The 20,971-nt window shown below is 70.1% G+C and carries 22 protein-coding genes and 1 tRNA gene; 7 read left to right on the top strand and 16 right to left on the bottom strand.

The window, feature by feature from the left end; genetic code table 11:
* Positions 1-14: 14 nt before the first annotated feature.
* Positions 15-617, top strand: coding sequence for a hypothetical protein (locus Q9R22_RS01050; protein ID WP_242670464.1), 603 nt, complete (start codon positions 15-17; stop codon positions 615-617).
* A gap of 102 nt (positions 618-719) precedes the next feature.
* Here Q9R22_RS01050 and Q9R22_RS01055 read toward each other — a convergent pair whose 3' ends face one another.
* The 5 genes from Q9R22_RS01055 to Q9R22_RS01075 all read right to left on the bottom strand — a co-directional run bounded on the left by Q9R22_RS01055 (position 720) and on the right by Q9R22_RS01075 (position 5,742).
* On the bottom strand, positions 720-1,523 hold the full coding sequence (locus tag Q9R22_RS01055; RefSeq protein WP_131333303.1) for a Bax inhibitor-1/YccA family protein: 804 nt from the start codon (positions 1,521-1,523) through the stop codon (positions 720-722).
* A gap of 112 nt (positions 1,524-1,635) precedes the next feature.
* Positions 1,636-1,709 (bottom strand) — tRNA-Leu (locus Q9R22_RS01060).
* A gap of 60 nt (positions 1,710-1,769) precedes the next feature.
* Positions 1,770-3,155: an NAD(P)/FAD-dependent oxidoreductase gene (locus Q9R22_RS01065; RefSeq protein WP_131333304.1), complete on the bottom strand. Its 1,386-nt coding sequence runs from the start codon at positions 3,153-3,155 to the stop codon at positions 1,770-1,772.
* Between the two features lie 72 nt (positions 3,156-3,227).
* The gene (locus Q9R22_RS01070) at positions 3,228-4,571 is read right to left on the bottom strand and encodes a S8 family serine peptidase (protein WP_311253946.1); all 1,344 of its coding nucleotides are present in this window, start codon (positions 4,569-4,571) and stop codon (positions 3,228-3,230) included.
* Positions 4,572-4,791: 220 nt separating this feature from the next.
* Complete coding sequence (locus Q9R22_RS01075; protein ID WP_131333306.1) at positions 4,792-5,742, bottom strand: Ppx/GppA phosphatase family protein; 951 nt, start codon at positions 5,740-5,742, stop codon at positions 4,792-4,794.
* Between the two features lie 137 nt (positions 5,743-5,879).
* Here Q9R22_RS01075 and Q9R22_RS01080 point away from each other — a divergent pair, with 137 nt between their 5' ends.
* The 6 genes from Q9R22_RS01080 (at position 5,880) to Q9R22_RS01105 (ending at position 8,325) form a co-directional block, all read left to right on the top strand.
* Positions 5,880-6,203 (top strand): hypothetical protein, encoded by a 324-nt coding sequence (locus Q9R22_RS01080; protein ID WP_131333307.1) that lies wholly within the window; start codon positions 5,880-5,882, stop codon positions 6,201-6,203.
* Positions 6,204-6,429: 226 nt separating this feature from the next.
* A complete protein-coding gene (locus tag Q9R22_RS01085) occupies positions 6,430-7,242 on the top strand; it encodes a proton-conducting transporter membrane subunit (RefSeq protein ID WP_242670465.1) in 813 nt (270 codons plus the stop codon).
* Positions 7,239-7,376 (top strand): hypothetical protein, encoded by a 138-nt coding sequence (locus Q9R22_RS01090; protein ID WP_165489807.1) that lies wholly within the window; start codon positions 7,239-7,241, stop codon positions 7,374-7,376. Before Q9R22_RS01085 ends, Q9R22_RS01090 begins: the two co-directional genes overlap by 4 nt.
* The gene (locus Q9R22_RS01095; protein ID WP_131333309.1) at positions 7,376-7,660 is read left to right on the top strand and encodes a hypothetical protein; all 285 of its coding nucleotides are present in this window, start codon (positions 7,376-7,378) and stop codon (positions 7,658-7,660) included. The genes Q9R22_RS01090 and Q9R22_RS01095 overlap by 1 nt, the downstream gene beginning before the upstream one ends.
* 48 nt (positions 7,661-7,708) lie before the next feature.
* Complete coding sequence (locus Q9R22_RS01100) at positions 7,709-8,059, top strand: hypothetical protein (protein ID WP_131333310.1); 351 nt, start codon at positions 7,709-7,711, stop codon at positions 8,057-8,059.
* 71 nt (positions 8,060-8,130) lie between these two features.
* Positions 8,131-8,325: a hypothetical protein gene (locus Q9R22_RS01105; protein ID WP_131333311.1), complete on the top strand. Its 195-nt coding sequence runs from the start codon at positions 8,131-8,133 to the stop codon at positions 8,323-8,325.
* Between the two features lie 132 nt (positions 8,326-8,457).
* On the opposite strand, the gene Q9R22_RS01110 is transcribed toward Q9R22_RS01105, so the two are convergent.
* The 11 genes from Q9R22_RS01110 to Q9R22_RS01160 form a co-directional block, all read right to left on the bottom strand.
* Positions 8,458-9,012, bottom strand: coding sequence for a DUF501 domain-containing protein (locus Q9R22_RS01110; protein WP_131333312.1), 555 nt, complete (start codon positions 9,010-9,012; stop codon positions 8,458-8,460).
* Complete coding sequence (locus tag Q9R22_RS01115) at positions 9,009-9,638, bottom strand: septum formation initiator family protein (protein ID WP_131333313.1); 630 nt, start codon at positions 9,636-9,638, stop codon at positions 9,009-9,011. The genes Q9R22_RS01110 and Q9R22_RS01115 overlap by 4 nt, the downstream gene beginning before the upstream one ends.
* Before the next feature lie 134 nt (positions 9,639-9,772).
* The gene (gene eno / locus Q9R22_RS01120) at positions 9,773-11,056 is read right to left on the bottom strand and encodes a phosphopyruvate hydratase (protein WP_131333314.1); all 1,284 of its coding nucleotides are present in this window, start codon (positions 11,054-11,056) and stop codon (positions 9,773-9,775) included.
* A gap of 52 nt (positions 11,057-11,108) precedes the next feature.
* Positions 11,109-12,011, bottom strand: coding sequence for a MazG nucleotide pyrophosphohydrolase domain-containing protein (locus Q9R22_RS01125; RefSeq protein ID WP_131333315.1), 903 nt, complete (start codon positions 12,009-12,011; stop codon positions 11,109-11,111).
* An 86-nt stretch (positions 12,012-12,097) separates the two neighbouring features.
* Positions 12,098-13,258 carry an adenosine deaminase gene (locus Q9R22_RS01130; RefSeq protein ID WP_131333316.1) on the bottom strand — a complete coding sequence of 387 codons (1,161 nt, stop codon included), beginning with the start codon at positions 13,256-13,258 and terminating at the stop codon, positions 12,098-12,100.
* A 3-nt stretch (positions 13,259-13,261) separates the two neighbouring features.
* Positions 13,262-14,881: a hypothetical protein gene (locus Q9R22_RS01135; protein ID WP_131333317.1), complete on the bottom strand. Its 1,620-nt coding sequence runs from the start codon at positions 14,879-14,881 to the stop codon at positions 13,262-13,264.
* Between the two features lie 125 nt (positions 14,882-15,006).
* On the bottom strand, positions 15,007-15,414 hold the full coding sequence (locus tag Q9R22_RS01140; RefSeq protein WP_064847174.1) for a cytidine deaminase: 408 nt from the start codon (positions 15,412-15,414) through the stop codon (positions 15,007-15,009).
* Positions 15,415-15,556: 142 nt separating this feature from the next.
* Complete coding sequence (locus Q9R22_RS01145) at positions 15,557-16,888, bottom strand: ABC transporter permease (protein ID WP_131333318.1); 1,332 nt, start codon at positions 16,886-16,888, stop codon at positions 15,557-15,559.
* On the bottom strand, positions 16,885-18,096 hold the full coding sequence (locus Q9R22_RS01150; protein WP_131333319.1) for an ABC transporter permease: 1,212 nt from the start codon (positions 18,094-18,096) through the stop codon (positions 16,885-16,887). The genes Q9R22_RS01145 and Q9R22_RS01150 overlap by 4 nt, the downstream gene beginning before the upstream one ends.
* Entirely contained in the window at positions 18,093-19,826 is a 1,734-nt protein-coding gene (locus Q9R22_RS01155; protein WP_131333320.1) for an ABC transporter ATP-binding protein, read from the bottom strand. The genes Q9R22_RS01150 and Q9R22_RS01155 overlap by 4 nt, the downstream gene beginning before the upstream one ends.
* Before the next feature lie 27 nt (positions 19,827-19,853).
* The gene (locus Q9R22_RS01160) at positions 19,854-20,945 is read right to left on the bottom strand and encodes a BMP family protein (protein WP_098054913.1); all 1,092 of its coding nucleotides are present in this window, start codon (positions 20,943-20,945) and stop codon (positions 19,854-19,856) included.
* Positions 20,946-20,971: the final 26 nt, after the last annotated feature.

Genomic DNA, 20,971 nt, shown 5'->3' on the forward strand with positions numbered 1-20,971 from the left:
ACAAAATGGGCGTCATGTCCACCACACTGCTGCGCGTCCTGTCCCAACGCCGCCCCGCGAGCGTCCTGACACAGGAGGCCCCGCGGCGTGAGGAGCTCGAGGCCGTCCTGCGGGCCGCCGCCGGCGCCAAGTACGACGAGCGCCCCACGGGTTGGCGCGTGGTCGCGACGAGCGGGCAGGCCGCGTCGCTGCTGGCCGCGGCCATGGCGGGGCTCACGTCCGTCCCCACCCTCTCGGGCCCCGTCCCCCGGTTGAAGGGTCGCAAGATCCGGGTCCTGGCCGCGTATCGCGGGAGCCTGCAGTGGGCGTCCCGGGGCGGGGTGGCCCTGGCCATCATCTTCCGTCACCACCCGGAACTGCCGCAGTCCAAGAAGGACCAGCGCGGGGACGTGTACGCCGCCCGCGGGATCCTCGAAGCCGCGTTCTACGCGCAGGGATGGGCCACCGCCTGGTCCCATCGTGAGCCCTACGACCGGGACGTGGTGCGCGAGTTCTACGGTCTGGACGAGCACGAGGAGATCCTGGGCTGGCTGTTCGTGGGACGAGCCGCGAGCAACAACATCCCCGCCCGCACGATCAACCTGCCCCCGCGCGAGCTCGAGATCCGCTACATGTGAACGATCCAACGCGAGAAGCGGCGACCCACTGGGCCGCCGCTTCTCATTCCGGCGTACGTCACCGGGCCCTGAGGGCCCCGGGCGACGCGCGGGGATTGGGAGTCAGTCGCTCATGGAGCGGATGATCGAGAGCACGCGCAGGATCTCCACGTAGGCCCAGATCAGGGTCACGGTCAGCCCGAACGCCGCGGACCATGCCGCCTTCTTGGGGATACCGCGCTTGACGCCGTCGCTGATGTTCTCGAAGTCGAGCACGAAGCTGTAGACGGCCAGCAGGATGGCGATCGCGCCCACGAACAGTCCCAGCGGGATGCCGAAGATCGTGGCGTCGTAGCGCATGTTGTAGCCGCCCAGCAGGCTCGTGCCCAGGTTCACCAGGGCGAACAGGGCGTAGGCCAGCAGTGCGACCATGAAGAACTTGGTCACGCGCGGGGAGGAGCGCAGCACGCCCACCTTGTAGAGCACCAGCACGGAGACGAACACCGCCAGGGTGCCGATCACCGCCTGGACCACGATGCCCGGGTAGGCGCCCTCGAACGTGCGGGAGATGCCACCCAGGAACAGGCCCTCGGCGAGCGCGTAGAGCGTGATCAACAGCGGGCTGGGCTCACGCTTGAACGCGTTGACCAGACCCAGCACGAGACCCACGATGGCGCCCGGCAGCGCGAGCACCGGGGCGACCCAACCCACCACGGCCGTGACGATCACGCAGCCGAGCACGAGCGAGGTGCGCATGACGACGTCATCGTAGCTCATGCGTCCGGTGCGGTCCGGACCCGCGGCGGGCGCGTTGTAGAGGTTCTCCAGGTTCTCGGGTGAGTAACGGGGGTCGCGGGAGATATCCGGGGTGGTCGCGGTGCCGTTCTTCTTGTTGAAGTCGCGTAGCAGTGGGTTTCCGCCGGCCATGGGACGTCCTTTCGAGGCGTGGGCGAGCTGTTCGTTCAGCCTAACATTGACGCGTCACAGGGACCTGGGAGTTTGTGCTGAGCGAACAGGGCCCACGCGGGTGCGGAATCGGTGCCCCCACTGGGACTCGAACCCAGACTGAGCGGATTTTAAGTCCGCTGCCTCTGCCGATTGGGCTATGGGGGCGTGACCGAGCCGGTGAGTCCGCGCGGGTGCGCGGGCCCACCGGCTCGGTGCGATGGGGTGTTACAGGCTCGTCTTCTCGGCCGGGACGTCCGCGCCCGCGGCCTTCTGGAAGGCACGGCGGGGGTCCCGCAAGTGACGCAGCGGAGTGGTGTCACGGCCGAAGAGTAGGTTCACGCCCCACTCCGTGAACACCCGCACCTTGCGCTCCACCGTGGGGATCGCGTACCCGTGGTAGAGGCGGTGCATGGCCCACGCCGGCAGACCGCCGAGGTCGATGCCGCGGATGGTGGCGGCACCCTTGTACAGACCCAGACCCGCCACGGACCCGAGGTTCTCGTGGTAGTAGTCCTCGAGCGGCTCGCCCTTGTGCGCGGCCATGATGTTCTTGGCCATGGTCGCGGCCTGACGCACGGCGTGCTGCGCGTTGGGGACGCAGAACCCGCCGGGGCCGGCGCCCGTGAGATCCGGGACGGCGGCGATGTCACCGGCGGCCCAGGCACCCTCGAAGGGCCCGTCGTCGCCGGTCACGCGCAGGTCCGCGCCCACGCGCACGCGTCCGCGGTCGTCGATGGGCAGGTCGCTGTTCTTGGCGAAGGACGCAGCCTGCACGCCGGCCGTCCAGATCAGGGTGTCCGTGGCCATCTCGCCGGCCGGGGACTTGTCCTGCATGTTGATGAGCTTGACCAGGTCACCGTCCACCTCGGACAGGGACGTGTTCAGCAGCACCTCGATGCCGCGGGCGCGCATCTCGGCCACGACCTTCTCGGCACGGTCCTCGGAGACCTCGGGCATGATCCGGCCCATTGCCTCGACCAGCACGAAGCGCAGGTCCGAGACCTTCAGGAGGTCGTTGCGCTGCACGGCCGAACGCGCCATGTCCTCGAGCTCGGCGATGGTCTCGGAACCGGCGTAGCCGCCGCCCACCACGATGAAGGTGAGCGCCTTGCGCTTCTCGTTCTCGTCGTTGGTGAGGGAAGCCACCTCGATGCGCTCGAGCACCCAGTTGCGCACGGACACGGCCTCTTCGATGGTCTTCATGCCGATGGCCTTGTCCGCGAGCCCCGGGATGGGGAACGTGCGGGTGTTGGAACCGCCGGCGAGCACGATCTCGTCGTACGTGAGCTCGAACTTGGGGCCCTCGTCGATGCCGTGGACGGTGACCGTACGGTTGGCGTGGTCGATGCTCTCCACGCGGCCGGTGATCAACTCGCAGTCGGCCAGGTGCTGACGGTGCGGGATCACGGCGGAGCGCGCCTCGATGTTGCCGGCCGAGACCTCGGGCAGGAACGGGAGGTAGGTCATGTACGGGTTGGGGTCCACCACCGTGACCACGCCGCCGGACTCCTTAATGCGGGTCTGCAGCTTCTGCGCCAGTGTGAAACCGACGTAACCGCCACCCACGATGAGAAGGCGCGGACGGTCCTTAGCAAGTTGATTGAAAGCCATACCCGAAAGTTTACTCACCGTGGCACGGTTTTGCCGACGCGGTGTCAGCGGCCCGGTGAGCTGATCGTGAAATCAGCGCGAGAGCCTGCGGATGTGCAGGACCGCGGCTACGGTGAGGCCCGCGACGATCACCCCGAAGCTGACGAGGATCACCACGGGTAGCGCGCCGGTCTCGTTGAGGGGTGCCTGCGCCACGGGTGGGGTGGCCTCCCCGGTCACCTGCCGCGTGTCCGGCGCGGGCGGGGTCGGGGAGCTGCTCGGGGTGGGTGTCTGCGAGGGCGGGCGGTTCTGCGCAATCCATTGCCGCACGCTGCCCAGGGGATTGATGTCGGAGATCCGGACGTCGTCCTCTACGGCCGCGCGCACATCCAGGATCCCATACCCGTAGAGCGGGTCCTTGCCCTGCGCTCCCGCGTCGTGCGCGGTGTCCACGATCCGCTGGGCGATCCCAGCCGCCGTGAGGTCGGGGTGCTTCTGCCTGATCAGCGCCGCGGTCCCGGCCACGAGGGGCACGGTGGCGGAGGTCCCGGACCACCGGGCATAGCCGTCCCCCGGGATCGCACCCACCATCTCCTCGCTGGGCCCGGCCACCGCGATCGAGATGCCCTGGGAGGACGAGTCCCAACTCGCCGTGCGCGACCGGTCCACGCCGCCCACGGACAGCACCCCCGGAATCGTGGCGGGCGCCCCCACCTGGTTGAGCCCCGATCCCCGGTTGCCCGCCGCCGCGACCACGAGAACGCCCTTCTCCTCCGCGTACGCGAACGCCGAGTCCCATGCGGGGGGCCAGCCCGTGGCGTTCGAGCCCAGGGACATGTTGATCACGTTCGCGCCGTGGTCCACGGCCCAGCGCACGGCGTCGGGGATCTGTTCGTCGATGTCTCGGGCGCCGGGGTGTTCGCTGCCCACCCACAGGGACACGGGCAGGATCTCCGCCTCCGGGGCCACGCCGATGATGCCCCGCGTGCCACCCGGACCGTCCGGGTTCTCGGGTCCGTGACCGCGTCCCGCGGCGAGCGAGGCCACCAGGGTCCCGTGTTCGGGTTCCGCGCCCAGGCCCTCCTGACCGTTCGCGCGGCCCACGCCCGAGGCGTCCGTTCCCTCACCGACCGCGCCCCGTAGATCCTGGTGGGAGCCGTCTACGCCGGTGTCGATCACAGCGATCTTCACGCCCTTGCCGGTCGCGGACTTCCACGCGTCCCGCACGCCGTAGTCGTCCAGCCAGTACTCCTCCTTGCGCACGTCCGCAGGCTCCACGGGGATCTTGCCGTTCGAGGGCGGTGCCACGGGGGTCTCCACGGGCACCGACGGCGCAGGCATGGGTTCCACCGCGAGCGCCGGGGCGACACCGGCCCCGCCGAGCAACAGGCCCACCGCGGCGAGTGACAGCGCGCCGCGTGTTCTCAGCCGTCCCATGATCCCTCTGCTTTCCCGCGCTGCACGCGCGTCTTCGACCGCTCCCGGCGGCCGACGTACCGGGCCCCCGCCCGGCGTCACGACGACGTCGCCCGCTGACCCGTCCACTCCGGCTCGCTTCCGCTCCGGGCCCGTCCACACCGGGTGCCGGCGCGGGCGTTCGCTCCCCCGCGCGCCCGCAGGTGGTGTGCCGGGGTGCGACGGCGACCGGCCCGTGATCTCAGGCCGCGAGGGACAGGGCGATTCCGTCCAAAATATCGTGTTCGCTCGCGGTGACGGTGCTGACGCGCCCGTTGGTCGCGTCCGAGACACGTTCGATGATCCGGCGCCACACGAGCGCACCCGCCCCGATGACGTCCACGCGGCCCTCGTGCATGAACCCGAGCTCGGCGCGTTCCTCCCGCGTCATCCCGGTCAGGTCCCGGCACGCCCGGATAACGACGTCGCTGCCCAGGACGCTGCCGTTGATCCGGTCCTCGTCGTAGCGGCTCAGACCCATGGCCATGGCACTGACCGTGGTGACCGTCCCGGCGACACCAACGAGCCGGGTGGTCAGTTCGAGCGGTACGGTGCGGGCCACGGTGTCCATGGCCTCGTCCACGTCCCGCAGCACGAGACGTTGCTGTTCTTCGGTGGGCGGGTTGGACCCCAGGTGGCGTTCGGTCATGCGCACGCACCCCACGTCCACGCTGCGGGCGGCGATCACGTGATCCGGGGAACCCAGGACGCACTCGGTGGAACCACCGCCCAGGTCCACCACGAGCACGCGGTCCTCCGGGGTCAGACCCGCGGCCGCATTGAGCGCGCCGCGGAATGACAACGCCGCTTCCTCGTCACCGCTCACGACCTCCGGGGTCACCCCCAGGCGGGACCTGATCCCGTCCACGAAGACCTGCCGGTTGCCGGCGTCGCGCGTGGCGGACGTGGCCACGAACCGGACGGCGTCCACCTTGTGCTTCGTGATGAGTCGGGCGTACTCCTCGGCGGCGGCGAAGGTCCGCTCCAGGGCGGCCTCGGCGAGCCAGCCGGTGGCGTCCACACCCTGGCCCAGGCGCACGATGCGCATCTCGCGCACCCTGTCCTTGAGCTCGAGGTGACCGTCCTTGTCCTTCACGTCCGCGATGAGCAGACGGATGGAGTTCGTACCGCAGTCGATGGCCGCAACGCGCATGGGTGATGGATCCTCGGTTCGGTGGGAGCGTGCCGGTTGACCGGCCCGGCACCAATTTACCCGCGTCGCGGGGCACTTCCGCCCCCTCCCCCGTAAATCACCTGCGCAGCCCGTGACCCGCGATCCGAGGAGCCGATGTGTCCGAAATCCTGCTCACCACGGTCTTCGTGGTGCTCCTGGTCGATGTCGTGGTTGCGTTCGTGGTCACGGCCCGCCGCCCCGTCACCGACCGTTGGCTGTTGTCGCTGCTGCTGAGCGGTACCACCGGCGCCGCGCTCGTGGCGCTGCTGACCGTGCTGCTGGGCCCCGCGGCGGCGTCGCGATTCCCGGACGTGGCCGTGGTGCTGATCGGGCTGGCCTCGCTCACGGCCGTCGTCCGACTGACCGCGGCGCGCACCCCCGGTGCCGCTCGGGGCTCGAGGACGAGCCCCGCGCCGCTTGGAGGCGGTGCCGGCGCATGATCACCGGCCCCGGCGCCTCCCCCGCGGTGGGCGAAATGGGGTTCCGCTCGCACGGTGAGCGAGTCCGTCGCTGCCCGCACGGCAGATGAGCCCAGCGCGCCGGGCACCGCGGACCCGAGGCAGCCCGCCCCGTGACCGAACTCACCGCCCTCGACGTGGCCCTCGGCGTCGCCGTACTCGCGACCACCGCGGCCACCGTGCTCCCCCGCGCCGCAGCGTGCAGGCCATGTCCTTCCTGGGTCTGAGGGTGCTCATGATCCTCGTGTGGCTGCGGCTGGGCAGCTCGGACTCCGGCGGTGCGTTCCAGTCCGGGGCTGTGCTGGCGGGCGCGCTCATCCTGCTGCGCAGCGCCGGGGTGCCCCTGGACCGGCTGACCGGCCGGTGGCTACGGCCCCTGCTGATCGTGGGCATGATCGGTTTCATCCTGACCGGGACGCTGATTGTCTCGCTCGGTAACGCGCGGCTGGGGTGGTCCCCGGAATGGTCCTTCGCGGCCATGCTCACCGTGGAGATCGCGCTGACCGCCGGGATCGTGCGCGTGGTGGACGACGTGTACGGGATCCACGTGGCCTCGGAACTGGGCGTGCTCACCCCGTTGCTGATCGTTGCGTGCTTAACCATCCTGTACGGCTCCTACCAGGCCCTGCGCCAGGAGGACCTCAAGAAGCGGCTCGCGTACTCCACGGTCTCGCACGTCAGCTACGTGATGGTCGGGATCTCCCTGGTCACGCTCGCGGGGACCACGCGCGGTGTGGTGCACCAGGGACTCATGAAGATCGCCCTGTTCTTCTGCGCGGGACTGTTCGCCGAGGCCCTGGGCATCACCAAGCTCTCGCAGATGCACGGTCTGGGTCGGCGGACCAGGATGCTTCCCCTGCGACGGCCGGGGACGGCTCGGCTGCGGGGTCCGAAACCAGCACCGCGGGGCCCGAGGACAGTTCGGCGACACCGTCCGAGGACGGCACCCCGGTGGCGTCGGACAGCAGCACCGCGACGTCCGGCGGCAGCACGGCCGCGCAGCCCGGCGCGACCGTCGTGATGCGGGAACCGGCCAGCCTGCTGGTGCCCACCGCGATCACCGCGGCCGCGTCCGTGTTCGTGGGTCTCGCGGCATCGCTCGAGTTCGCTCCGCTGCAGATCGCCCGCCAGGTCGCAGAGGGGGTGCTCGGCTGATGCTCTTCGCCCTCACGTTCCTGGTCCCGATCGCGGTGCTCGCCGTCGTGGTGCTCGCGGGAGTGCTCCCGGCACAGCGCGCGGCCCCCGTGCGCCGCGGCGCCGCCCTATGTGCCGCACTGGCCGCGGTGCCGGCCGGGCTGCTGGCGGTGTTCGGTGACCGCGAGTCCGTGGACGTCCCGTGGTTGTTGTTCGGCACCCGCTTCTCGGTGGACGCCGTGGCCCGGCCCCTGTTGTTGATCGCCGCGCTGCTGTACGGCGGGTCCCTGCTGGCCCCGACGTAGCTCAAACTGCGCCACACCGAACGGCACCAGGGTGCGCTCACCGCCTTCATGCTCTTGTCCTTCGTGGGCAACATCGGCACGTACCTGGCCGCCGTCGCTGGCGCCCCGCTGGCCCCGGACGCGTTCGACACGTACGTGTCCAAAGAAGCCGTATCACCCATCTCCGTACTGGGAGTGGGCCTGGACTCGATCCTGCCGCTCGTGGCCACCGGTTCCACCCTGCTGCTCATGCGGTTCACATCGCTGGTATGGACGGCGGAGCGCGATCCGCGCCGCAGGCCCGACGGCGAATTGGTCTCGTGGTTGCTCGTGGCCGCGGCGGGCATCGTGGCGCCGTGGCTCGTGGGCGAGCGCTGGACCCCGCGCGCGGCGGTGTGGACGTGGCGCTGCGCGCCGTGAAACCCACGGTGGACGCCGATCCCCAGGTGGTCGTCGCACCCCTGGAACTCCCGCCGGGAGCCGCGCGATAGGTGGCCCTGATCCTCATGCCGGGCTCCATGATCCAGCGGATGATCGCCGAGGACGGGGAACCCGCCCACGAGCCCGATCACTCACCCACGCACGTGGAACTGCACACCCTGTCCCTGTTACTGGGGCCGACCGAACAGTGGCGGGAACTGCAGCACCGCACCCGTCACGCCGTGGACCCCCACCCGGGGCTCTGACCAGCGAACGCGCCACCGCCCATGCCCGCGGTGGTCACGGCACACGCATGATCGCGCATGAGTGATCGGGGCAGTCATGATCGGACCGCCCCTCGGGAACGTCACCCCACCGGGGCGAACGCCGTGCGAGGGTCAGTCCGCGCTGCGCCACGCGGGATCGCATGCGCAGTGGTCCCGGGACCAGGTGTCGGAGATCAGCTCGAGGGTCTCGTCCCCCAGGGGGTTCACCCCCGGACCGGCCGCGAGGCTGTGCCCCACGAGCACGTGCAGGCACTTCACACGCGTGGGCATGCCGCCCGCGGAGATCCCCTCGATCTCGGGAACCTCGCCGATCCCCGCTTCCTCCCCGATCCGGCGCCGCTGCTCCAGGTAGTGCTCGTGTGCGGCCCGGTACCGCTCGGCGAGTTCCGGGTCCTCGGTGATCCGGTCGGACATGCCGTACATGGTGCCCTCGGCCTCGAGCCGGGACACCGCGGACGTGATCACGGGGTGCGTGAGGTAGAAGACCGTGGGGAACGGGGAGCCGTTGCTCAACCGGGGGGCCGTGGCCACGACCAGCGGGTTCCCGCACACGCAGCGCGCCGCAATCTCCACGACGTCCCGCGGGGGCCGGCCCAGCTGGTGTCCCACCACGGTGCGGTCCTGATCGGTCACGGACGGGCGGTGTTCATGGGCCGCTGCGGTCACTGATTGCCACTTCCTCGGGTCTGCGGTTCAAGGGTGATCTGTTCGGGCGGGTACGCGGAGTCCACCACGGACTGCCACAGCCCGTCCGCCCACGCCGGCTTGCCGGCCTCGACCTGCTCGGCGGAGGATTCGACGCTCTGGCGCACGCCCGGTTGCGCGCCGAGCACCAGGTAGGCGTTCTCCCCCGGCATCACGTAGGACATCCGCTCACGCGCTTGTTGCTCCACGTAGGAGTCGTCCCCCCACAGTTGTTCCTCGTGCTTGAGCTGCTGTTGTCGCTCTTGTTCGTGGGCGATGCTCTGCTGCAGCGCGGAGATCTGCGCGCGCTGGTCAAAGAAGATCTTGGTGGTGGGCGCGGCCAGGAACACGATGAGCGTGGCCACCACGATCAGGGCCACGAGGCGCCCGTTGAACGAGTGGGCGGGTGTGGGGGCCGCGAGCGTCGACGAGCCTCCAGCGCCGTCCTGGGAGGAGGTGTCCCTCAGCGAGTCCCGTTTCGCCGACCGTTGCGTGTCCCGCGGAGGGTTGCGCCGAGCGTCCCGCGAGCGCCCGCCGCGCGGTTCGCGCGGGGTGTCGTCAGCGGGTTCGGGGCCCGTACGGGGGATCCGTGGGCGGGGTCCGACCATGGGTGCCTCCCGGGTGACGTGGGTGGTTCGTGCTCGGTCAGTCTACCCGCAGCACGACACCGCCCGGCCCCGGGAACGGGGGCGAGCGGCGTCGTCGTCAGAGAACCCACGGCGGCACGGGGCCGCCGCACAGCTCACTTGCCGGTGAAGCGGGGGAACGCGGAGGCGCCGGCGTACGTTGCGGAATCGCCGAGCTCCTCCTCGATGCGCAGCAGCTGGTTGTACTTGGCCACGCGCTCGGAACGCGCCGGGGCGCCGGTCTTGATCTGACCCGCGTTCACGGCCACGGAGATGTCTGCAATCGTGGTGTCCTCGGTCTCGCCGGAACGGTGGGAGATCATGCAGCGGTAGCCGTTGCGCTGGGCGAGCTCGATCGCGTCGAAGGTCTCGGTGAGGGAGCCGATCTGGTTGACCTTCACGAGCAGGGCGTTGGCCACGTGCTCGTCGATGCCGCGGCCCAGGCGCTCCGGGTTGGTCACGAAGAGGTCGTCACCCACGAGCTGCACCTTGTCCCCGATGTGCTCGGTGAGCGTGGCCCAGCCCTCCCAGTCGTTCTCGTCCAGGGGGTCCTCGATGGACACGAGCGGGTACTTCTCGACCAGCTCGGCGTAGTACCGGGACATGTCTTCGGCCGAACGCTTCTGGCCCTCGAAGGTGTAGGAACCCTTCTCGTGGAACTCGGAGGAGGCCACGTCCAGGGCCAGCGCGATCTCCTGACCGGGCTTGTACCCGGCCTTCTCGATGGCCTCGAGGATCAGGTCCAGCGCGGCGGCGTTGGACTCCAGGTTCGGGGCGAAGCCGCCCTCGTCACCCAGACCGGTGGACAGCCCGCGGTCCTTGAGCACGGACTTGAGGCTGTGGTAGACCTCCACACCCCAGCGCAGGGCCTCGGAGAACGTGGGAGCACCGATCGGGGCGATCATGAACTCCTGGATGTCCACGTTGGAGTCCGCGTGGGAACCGCCGTTGAGGATGTTCATCATGGGCACCGGCAGCACGTGCGCGTTGGGCCCGCCCAGGTACTTGTACAGTTCCAGGTCCGCGGAGCTCGCAGCCGCACGGGCGATCGCCATGGAGGCGCCCAGGATCGCGTTGGCGCCCAGCTTGGCCTTGTTGTCGGTACCGTCCAGTTGCAACATGGCCTGATCCACGGCGCGCTGGTCGGAGGCGTCCAGGCCCACCACGGCCTGCTCGATCTCCTCGTCCACGGCGTGGACGGCGTCCAGCACGCCCTTGCCCAGGAAGACCTTCTTGTCGCCGTCGCGGCGCTCCACGGCCTCGAACTCACCGGTGGACGCGCCGGAGGGCACGGCCGCGCGCCCGAAGCTGCCGTCCTCGAGCAGTGCCTCAACCTCGACCGTGGGGTTGCCACGGGAGTCCAGAATCTGGCGGGCTTGCAGCGCAATGATCATTGCCATGAAAATCTCCTTGTCGGTCGTCGACCCGTGGGGCGGTCCCCCGGTCTTTAGCCTACCGAGCGTCGCTGGGTGCGGGCGATAAAGGTGCGTCGTGGTCACGCACGAACCGTCGCACCACCGTCCGCAATGCGCGCTCGGCGTCGAGGCCGCGCGCGGAGCTGTCCTGCACGCGGCGGAACAACTCCTCCCCCAGCGCATCCTCCTCCGCCTGCCGGTCCTGCTCGTCCGACTCGGGGCGCGGTTCCGGGAGCCCGGCCACGCCGTGCCGGCGCGCCTTGGACAGGGCCTTCTCGGCGTACGCGAGCGCGGGCAGCGCCGGCGGGATGCCGTCGAAGATCCGCGTGCGCTGGGGTTTCTCGCGGCGTTTCACGGCGTCCCAGCGCGCGGCGAGTTCCGCATCGCTCGGTGTCGCGTTTCCGACGACGACGCTGCCCGCGCCCGTCACATCCGAGCCAGTGCCGCCTGGGCTGGCACTGTCCAGGGTGGTGCCCTCGACAACGGTGCTGTCCGCAGCGCTCGCCTTCACGGCGCCCGCAGTCGCAGCGGTCGTCCCCGCGGCCTGGCGCGCCGCGGCGTCGTCGCCCGGTGGGAACACCGCGGGGTGGCGCCGCACGAGCTTGTCCGTGACCGCGGCCAGCACGTCCGAGATGTCGAAGCGCTGCCCGTCGGGGTGTTCCTGGCCGATGCGCGAGTGGAAGACGACCTGCAGCAGCACGTCCCCGAGTTCCTCCACGAGCTCGGTACGACGCCGCTCGGACGGCTCGAGCGCCTCGACCGCCTCCACGACCTCGTAACTCTCCTCCACGAGGTAGCGCAGCAGCGACTCGTGGGTCTGGGCGGCATCCCACGGGCACCCGCCCGGCGAACGCAAGCGGTCCATGACGGCGAGCAGCCGCTCGAACTCCGCGCCCGGTGCGGAGCCTCCGTCCGGCGCCGCCGGGTCATGGGCGGTCATGTTCCCCGTCCTGGCTTTCTGCGCCGACTCATCGTGCGGGGTCACAGACCCCGCGGGCGCCTCTCGTGTCGGTTCCTCGGGCGCCGTCATGCGTCCTCACCCGTCACGTGGCGTTCGAGCCATTCCTGATAGGCCCGCGGCACGAACGCCGCGCGGGCCGCGTTGCGCTGCACCGCGACCAGATCGGCCTCGTCCCACCCCGCCTGCTCACGCAACAGCTCGAGCTCGTTGCCCACGGAGGTGTCGCTCATGAGCCGGTTATCCGGGGAGATCGTGACCGCGAAGCCGTGCCGCAGAAACCGGGTGGCCGGGTGATGGGCGATGCCGTCCCCCCACACCGCGCTCGCACCGGTCTGCAGGTTGGAGCACGGGCAGACCTCCAGCGCGATCCTGCGGTCGCGGATCCACCGGGACAGCGGCGACCGCGCATCGGGGTCCTCGTTGAGCAACCGCACGCCGTGACCCAGGCGCAGGGCGCGCCCGGCGGTGAGCGCATCCGCCATGGACTCCGCACCGTCCGCTTCACCCGCATGCAGTGTCACGGGGATGAAGTTCTCCGCGAGCAGGTCCAGGGCCGCGCGGTGATCCGACGCCGGGAAACCACGCTCGGGTCCGGCGAGGTCGAACGCGACCACGGACCCGGGTGCGGGTTCGCCGGGGACGCCCCCGTGCGACGTCGTGGTGTCCGACGCCGCGTGATCGGATGCCGCGGCGCGTACGCGGCGCACCACGAGCTCGGCGATCTCGAGAGAGCGGTCCAAGTGGCGCATGGCGCACAGGATCTGCACGACTGAGAGGTGACCGCCCGCGGCCTTGACCTCGGCCACGCCCTCGGCGAGCCCGGCCTGCACGGCATCCACGGCGGCGTCGAGCGTGAGGCCACCGGCCACGTGCTGTTCCGGGGCCCAGCGCACTTCCGCGTGCACGATCCCGTCCGCCGCGCAGTCCGCGACGTACTCGCGGGCCACCCGGCGCAGCGCGTCCGCGGTCTGGGTCACGGCCACGGTGTGCGCGAAGGTCTCCAGGTAGCGCTCCAGGCTGCCCGAGTTGGCGCTCTCCCGGAACCAGCGACCGAGTGCGGCGGGGTCCGTGGCGGGCAGCTCATGACCGATCCCGGCGGCGAGGTCGATGATCGTGGCCGGACGCAGCGCGCCGTCCAGGTGATCGTGCAGACAGATCCGGCGGTGTGGCCCGAAGCCCCCGTCCGTGGTGCGGGCGGGGGCCTCGGGAATGGTGCGGGACGTCATGGATCAGTAGTTCCAGTCCTGCAGGGCGTCGTTGACGTGCTCGGGGATGTTGGAGCCGGTGCGCGGGTACATCCGCAGTTCCTCGAGGTAGTTCTGCCCCGGCAGGCGCTGCTCATAGCGCACGAAGGCCTCCTCGTCCGAGTAGTCGAACGTGACCTCGGGCGGGACGCCCGGGCGGAAGCGGAACATCATGGCCAGCGGTGCGCCGGAGCCTTCCACGTAGGAGTCGTCCTTGAGCTCCTGGACCTTGAGCAGTTCCTCCGGGACCAGCTCGAAGGTCGGACGCTGATCCCAGAACCCGTTGAGGCGCACGTGGGTCAGCGCGTCGTAGTACGTGCCCAGAGCGCGCACGCGGATCAACACGGTGGAGACGTCCCGCGCGGTGCCCTCGGAGTCGAACAGGTGCCGCTGCGCGTCCGCCAAGCGGGAGACCACGTCACCCGTGGTCAGCGCGAGGTTGCCCGGGGCCAACGCGTCCGGGTCGAGTCCCTGCTCCGGCTCGGCCCCGCGGTACGACGGCGCCACGTCCGTGGCGAGCGCGACCTGCGGTGCGCTCGCGGGGTCGTCCTCAGCATCCTGCACAGAGGCGGCAGACACGAGGTTCTCGGCGGGTTCCGTGCCGAACTCGGACTCGTCCACGTGGGCCGGGAGGTCCTCGGGGCTGGACTCCTCGTTCTCGGTGGCCCGTTCCTCGGTCGCGTCGATCACCTCGGGACGATCCTCGGTGCTCTGCGCGACGGGCTCGGCGTGGAGGGCCGACTCCCGCTGCTCGAACTGTCCCCGCTCGTCGAGCGGCTCCGACCGCTGGAGCTGCTCGGCCTCTTCCTGCTGCGCCGTGAGCTCGGCGGCATCCCGATCGGCCACCGCGGGCGTCTCGAGGGACTCGTCCTGCACGACCGGGGCCGCGTCACTGGCCGTGAGCACCTCGCCGTCCTCGACGGGTTCGCTCGGCCCGTGCTCGGGCACCACCCGCACGGCGTCGTCGTCGCCCTGGGTGGTGTCGGCCGGGACTGTCCCGGCGGCGGGCCGGGAGTCCTCGGCGAGCGCGCCGTCGACGACGGGGGCCCCGGCCACCGGGGCATGCTGCGACGCCTCCGCCGGGGCGCCGTGCACGTACTGCTCCGTGCGGGACTCTCCGTTGGGGAAGTCGTAGGTCACGGTGATCTCGCGCTGCCCGTCGTGCGGGGTGGCGGCGATCAGGTCCAGCTGACGCCACGGCCCCACGGGGGTGTTCATGGCCTGGGTGTAGAGATCCGCGACGTCGTCGAACAGCGGCGAGCCCTGGTCCACGGTGCCGTTCTCGACCTCGTCCTGGGCGTCCCCGACGGCCTGGCGGGTCTGGTGCGTCATGATGTTGCCCGACTGCACGAGGGTCAGCCGCGCACGGTCCGCGCCGCGGGACAGCAACAGCTCCACGAGGTTGCGCAGCGCACCGGACTCCGGCAGGGCGACTGCGTCCGGATCATGACGACGCGGCGCGTTCTCCAGCGCCTGCTGCGGTGCCTCGGGAGCGCCCTGCGCGCTCTGGGGAGCGGCCGCGGGGTCGACGGGGCGAGCGCCGGGAGCCGGCTGGGGTGTCGGGGTGTCGTTCTTCTTGCTGCGGAACAGATCTCTCAGACCCACGTGTTCGTTTCCCTTCCAGAGCCGGGCTTGGTTTCCTGCAAAGTATAGGTGGCGTGGGCTCCACGGATACCGGGAACCGGGCCCGTGCGCCGGTCCGTGACGGGCTCGACGTCGCTCCGCCCCGGTTACAGGTTCTCCGGCCCGAAGGCGTCCGGGAGCACCTGGTCCATGCTGCGCACCCCACTGACCGTGAGCAGTTCCATCCCCGGGGCCCGGTGTTCGTAGAGCAGCTGCCGGCAGCGCCCGCACGGCATGAGCACCTCCCCGTGGCCGTCCACGCACACGAACGCCACGAGCTTGCCCCCGCCGGACATGAACAGCGCGCTCACCATGGAGCACTCGGCGCACAGGGTCACCCCGTAGGACGCGTTCTCGATGTTCGCGCCCGTGACCACGCGGCCGTCGTCCACGAGTGCGGCCGCCCCCACCGGGTATCGGGAGTACGGCGAGTAGGAGTGGGCCAGGGCGTCCGTGGCGGCACGCTGCAGCTCGCGCCACGTGGCCTCGTCCACCGGGTTGCGGGTGCCACTCATGATCGTTGCCTCTCCTCGTCGCTCGAACGTCAGGATTGCTCGGTTCCGGAACTGCTCGGTCTCGCGTTTGCACCACCGGTCGACGACGCCGCGTGGCCATGCGAGCGGCGCACGCGGCGGCGTCGTCGTACCGCGGTGCGCGTCATTCCTTGGTGTACGGCTCGCCCGAGGCGGCCGGGCCGCGGGAACGGCCCACGAGACCCGCCACCGCGAGGATCGTGACCACGTACGGCAGCATGGCCAGGAACTGGCTGGGCACCGGGGTGCCCAGGAAGGACAGGATGGATTCCAGGTTGGACGCGAAACCGAACAGCAGGGACGCGAGCAGCGCACCCACGGGGTTCCAGCGACCGAAGATCAGCGCGGCCAGGGCGATGTACCCGGCGCCCGCGGTCATGTCCCGTGTGAAGGCGGACACCGAGACGAGCGTGTAGAACGCCCCGCCCAGACCGGCCACCGCACCGCCCAGCAGCACGTTGCGCACGCGCAGCGCATTCACCGAGACACCCAGGGTGTCCGCGGCCTTGGGGTGCTCCCCCACCGCGCGGGTACGCAGACCCCATCGGGTCCGGTACAGCGCAAACCACACCACGATCACCGCGAGGTACATGATGTAGCCGATCACCGACTGGTCGAACAGCACGGGACCCACCACGGGGATTTCGGCGAGGACCGGGATGCGCACGTGCGGCAAGCGGTCCGGTGCGTTGAAGGACGCGGCGTTGGGCTCGAGCACGGTTGCGAAGAGGAACCCGGTCAGGCCGGAGACGAGCACGTTGAGCACCACGCCCACGATCACCTGGTTCACGCGGTAGCGGATCGCGAACAGCGCGAGCACGGCGGAGACCAGCACCGCTCCCAGCATCGCCGCGAGCAGACCCACCCAGGGGTTGCCGGCCACGGTCCCGGCGACCGCGGCGGAGAACGCACCGAAGAGCAGCTGGGCCTCGATCGCGATGTTCACCACGCCCGAGCGCTCACACAGTAGACCGCCCAGGGAACCGAACACGAGCGGCGTGGCGAGTGCTACGGACCCGGCGAGCAACGCCGTGATGGAGATGCTGGGCGTCTGGGCGGTGCCCACGATCCACACCAGGAACCCGGTCACGAAGAAGAAACCGGCCACGATCACCGCCCAGCGCGGCAGCTTGCGCGCCTGCACGGCCGCGTACACCGCGAGGGCGGCGAGCACGATCGTGACCACCCAACCGTAGGGGGCGGAGGGCACGGAGACGTCGGGCAGGCGGATGGCATCGCCGTCGTTCGAGAACCGGAAGTCCACGCTCTGCCCGGAGGCGTTCAGCGCGAAGACGATCAGGGACACGAGCGCCAGGACACCCAGGCCGATTGCGGGCCGCAGGGTCCGCACACCCACGGCGCGGTTCGCGGCGGAGGTGGCCAGAGAGGCTTCGGGCGCGGGCTCCGGGGATCCGGACGTAGGACCGGAGGGCTGCGAAGTGATAGCGGTACTCACGCGGCGGCCTCCTGCGAGCGACGGGTGGCGAACTTGAACAGCGGGGGCAGCGCCACGAACAGCACGATCAGGGACTGCACGACCAGCACGATGTCGATGTTGGTCCCCGTCATGGACTGCATGGTCACGCCACCGGCGCGGAAGGCCCCGTAGAGGATGCCCGCGAAGAACGTCCCCCACGGGCGCGAGCGGCCGAGCAGGGCCACGGTGATCGCGTCGAAGCCGAAGGACGCGGCCACGCCCGAGGTCAGCGAGTGTTCCGTACCGGCGATTTGCGCGGTACCCGCGAGCCCGGCCAACAGGCCGGCGAGGAGCATGACGACGACGAACCCGCGGGTCACGGAGATGCCCGCGGTACGCGCGGCGCGGGGGTTCGCTCCCACGGCGCGCAGCTCGAAGCCCACGGTGGAACGGTTGAGCAGCCACGTTACGGCCACGGTGGCCAGCACGGCCACCACGAAGCCCCAGTGCAACCGGAAGTGGTCACCCAGCAGCTTGGGGAACATCGCGGTGTCTGCGACGGGCGGGCTGATGGGGTTGGACGAGCCCTCGCGCTGAAACCCCGGCAGCGTGAGCAACCACGCCACGAGGTTCAGGGCCACGTAGTTGAGCATGATCGTGAGGATGACCTCGTGCGCGCCCGTGCGCGCCTTGATCAGTCCCACGATCCCGCCCCACACGGCACCGCCCGCGGCGCCGGCGACGACGACGGCGAGCAGGTGCAGTCCCACGGGCAACTGCCACGCGAAACCGACCCACGCCGCGAGCGTGGCACCGATCAGGATCTGTCCCTGGGCGCCGATGTTGAACAGCCCGGCCCGGAACGCGAGGGCCACGCCCAGACCCGCGAGGATCAGGGGGGTCGCCACGGTCAGGGTCTCGGTCAGCGGGTACAACCGGTCCGCGAGCGTGCTGCCGTTGGGGTTGTACACCGCGCCGTAGAACATGGCGATGTACGCGCTCGAGGCCGCTCGCCACATCGCGGAGAACGTGTCGCCGGGGCGGGCGAAGAAGTACCCGGCGGCCTGGCGGACGCGCTCGTCCGTGACTGCGATCAGCAGCCCGCCCAGGATCAGCGCCACGACGACCGCGAGCACCGACTGCAGGGTGGAGCCCAGCAGGGTGCGGCGCGGGTCCTCGGCGGAGAGTTCGGTGGGTGGCGGGGCCGAGACCTGATCGGAGGTGGCCGGTGCGGTGGACGCGCTCATGCCGTGCGGTTCCCCTCGGGTCGGTCGGTGGTTCGGTCGGTGGGGTGGGCGCCGGGATCGAGGCCGTCACCATCCAGGGTGACGGCAGCGGCGTCGCCCGCGTGAGCGGGAGCGGTCGCGGGTGCGGCCGTCGAGCCGCCCGCGGGGGCACCCGCCGGGGACCGGTCGGTGGCTGCCGCGGCGGACCCGCCGTCGTCGTGCGAGTGATCCCACGGCGCGGGCGGCAGCACGCTGTCCGCGGGCTCACCGGCCATCATGCGCCCAAGGGCCTCGCGCGGGGTGTCCGGGCCCACGATACCCATGAGGCGACCGTGGAAGAACACCGCGATGCGGTCCGCGAGTGCGTAGATCTCGTCCAGTTCGGTGGACACGATGAGCACCGCGGTGCCCTTGTCCCGCTCGGCCACGATGCGCTTGTGGATGAACTCGATGGATCCCACGTCCACACCGCGCGTGGGCTGGGACGCCACGAACAGTTTGAGGGGCCGCCCGAGCTCGCGGGCGATCACGACCTTCTGCTGATTGCCGCCGGACAGCGTGGCCACCGGAGAGTCCACGGATCCGGTGCGGATGTCGTACTCGTTCACCTCAGAGCCGGCGTGCCCACTGATCGCACCGAGGCGCAGGGACGGTCCCGCCGCGAACTCCCGTTCCCGGTAGCGGTCCAGCACGAGGTTCTCGGCCACGGTGAAGGTGCCCACGAGCCCGTCCGTGGAACGGTCCTCGGGCACGAAACCCACACCGCTGGCCAGGATCTCCCGGGTGCGCAGCCCCACGAGTTCCTGTCCGTCCAGGCGCGCGGAACCGCTCACCTGCTCCTCGAGTCCCACGAGGGCCTGGGTGAGCTCGGTCTGTCCGTTGCCCTGCACACCGGCCACGGCCAGGATCTCGCCGGGCGCGACGTCGAAGTCAACATTGTCCAGCAGCACGACGCCGTTGTCCCCCACCACGGTGAGCCCGCGCACCTCGAGCGAGGTACCGGTGGTGTGGGCGGTGTCCTTGGCCACGGTCAGGGAGACGTCACGGCCCACCATGAGCGCCGCGAGCTCATCCGTGGACGTCTCAGGGCCCACCTGTCCGACCACTTCCCCGCGGCGGATCACGGTGATCACGTCCGACACCGCCCGGACCTCGCGCAGCTTGTGGGAGATGAACACGATGGACGTGCCGTTGTCCCGCAGTTGCCGCATGATCTCGAGCAGCTCGTCCGTCTCCCGGGGGGTCAGCACGGCCGTGGGCTCGTCCAGGATCAACACCTTGGCGTCCCGCACGAGGGCTTTGATGATCTCGACCCGCTGCTGGACGCCCACGGGCAGGTCCTCGACCACGGCGTCCGGGTCCACCGCGAAGCCGTAGCGTTCGGAGATCTCCCGGATCCGGGCCCGGGTGGTCTCCAGGTCCAGGGACATCCCGCGCGTGTTCTCGTGACCCAGGGCCACGTTCTCGGCGACCGTGAAGACCGGGATCAGCATGAAGTGCTGGTGCACCATGCCGATCCCGGCCGCCATGGCATCGCCGGGGCCGGAGAAACTGACGGGCGCGCCGTCGATCTCGATCGTGCCGGACGTGGGCTCGTACAGCCCGTACAGCACGTTCATGAGCGTGGACTTGCCCGCGCCGTTCTCACCGAGCAAACAGTGGATCTGATGTGGTTCCACCGTGAGGTTCACACGGTTGTTGGCGGTGAAGTCACCGAACTTCTTGGTGACGTCCGTCAGTTTCAACTGCACTGTTCTGCTCCTGCCGGGCCCGCCCGCTCAGGCGGTGGGGGCGTTCTTGGACTGCACCGTGACCTTGCCGTCGATGATGTCCTGCTTGAGCTGCTGGACCTGCTTGTCGAGGTCCTCGCTGACCTCGTCCTGCTGGTCGTGGTAGGGGGCCAGGCCCACACCACCGTTCTCGAGCGTGCCCACGTACTGGGTGTTGTCGAAGTTGCCGTCCGCGGCCTGCGTCACGACGTCCTCGACCGAGGTGGACATCTCCTTGAGGACGGACGTGAGCAGGAACTCCTTGCCGGCGTCCAGGGTCTCGTAGCCGTCGGTGTCCGGCCAGATCAGCCGGACGTTCTTGCCGCTGCGGTTGGCCTCGGTCACGGCGTCCACGGTGCCCTGGGCCGCCTGGCCGGCGACGGGCAGGACCACGTCCGCACCCTCGCCGATGAGGTTCTGCGTGACGGTCTTGGCCTTGGAAGAGTCCTGGAACGAGCTCAGGAACGTGCCGTTCTGGGAGTCCTTGTTCCACCCGAGGACCTGCACGTCCGCCTTGTTCTTCTCGTTGTAGTACTTCACCCCGTCCGCGAAACCGTCCATGAACACGGTCACGGTGGGGATGTCCATGCCGCCGTACGTGGCGACCTTGCCCGTCTCGGACGTGCCCGCCGCGAGGTACCCGGCCAGGAACGCCGCCTGGGCGGTGTTGTAGACGATGGGCTTGACGTTGTCCGCCTTGATCGAGTTGTCGTCCACGATCGCGAAGTGCTTCTCCGGGTTGGCCGCGGCCACCTTCTTGGTGGTGTCCGCGAGCAGGAAGCCCACGGAGACCGTGAGGTTGCAGCCCTGCTGCGCCATGGAGGTCAGGTTGGGCTCGAACTCCGTCTCGGACTGGGACTCGGCCTGGCTGATCTGGATGCCCTTGTGCTCCTCGGCGGCCTTGAGGCCCTCATAGGAGCTCTGGTTGAAGGAACGGTCCTGGAAACCGCCGTCGTCGGAGACGATGCAGCCCTTGAAGTCGGAGGCCTGGGCGCTGCTGTCGCCGGCGTTGTCCGGGGCGGCACCGCAACCCGCCAGGACCAGGCCGGTGACCCCGGCCAGGCCAAGCGTCCCCAGGGTGCGCAAGCGTCGAGTGGTCATGAGGTCCTCCGGTCGGGCTGGGATCA

It is taken from the genome of Kocuria sp. PD6 (assembly GCF_031844145.1).
Taxonomy (GTDB): Bacteria; Actinomycetota; Actinomycetes; order Actinomycetales; family Micrococcaceae; genus Kocuria; species Kocuria marina.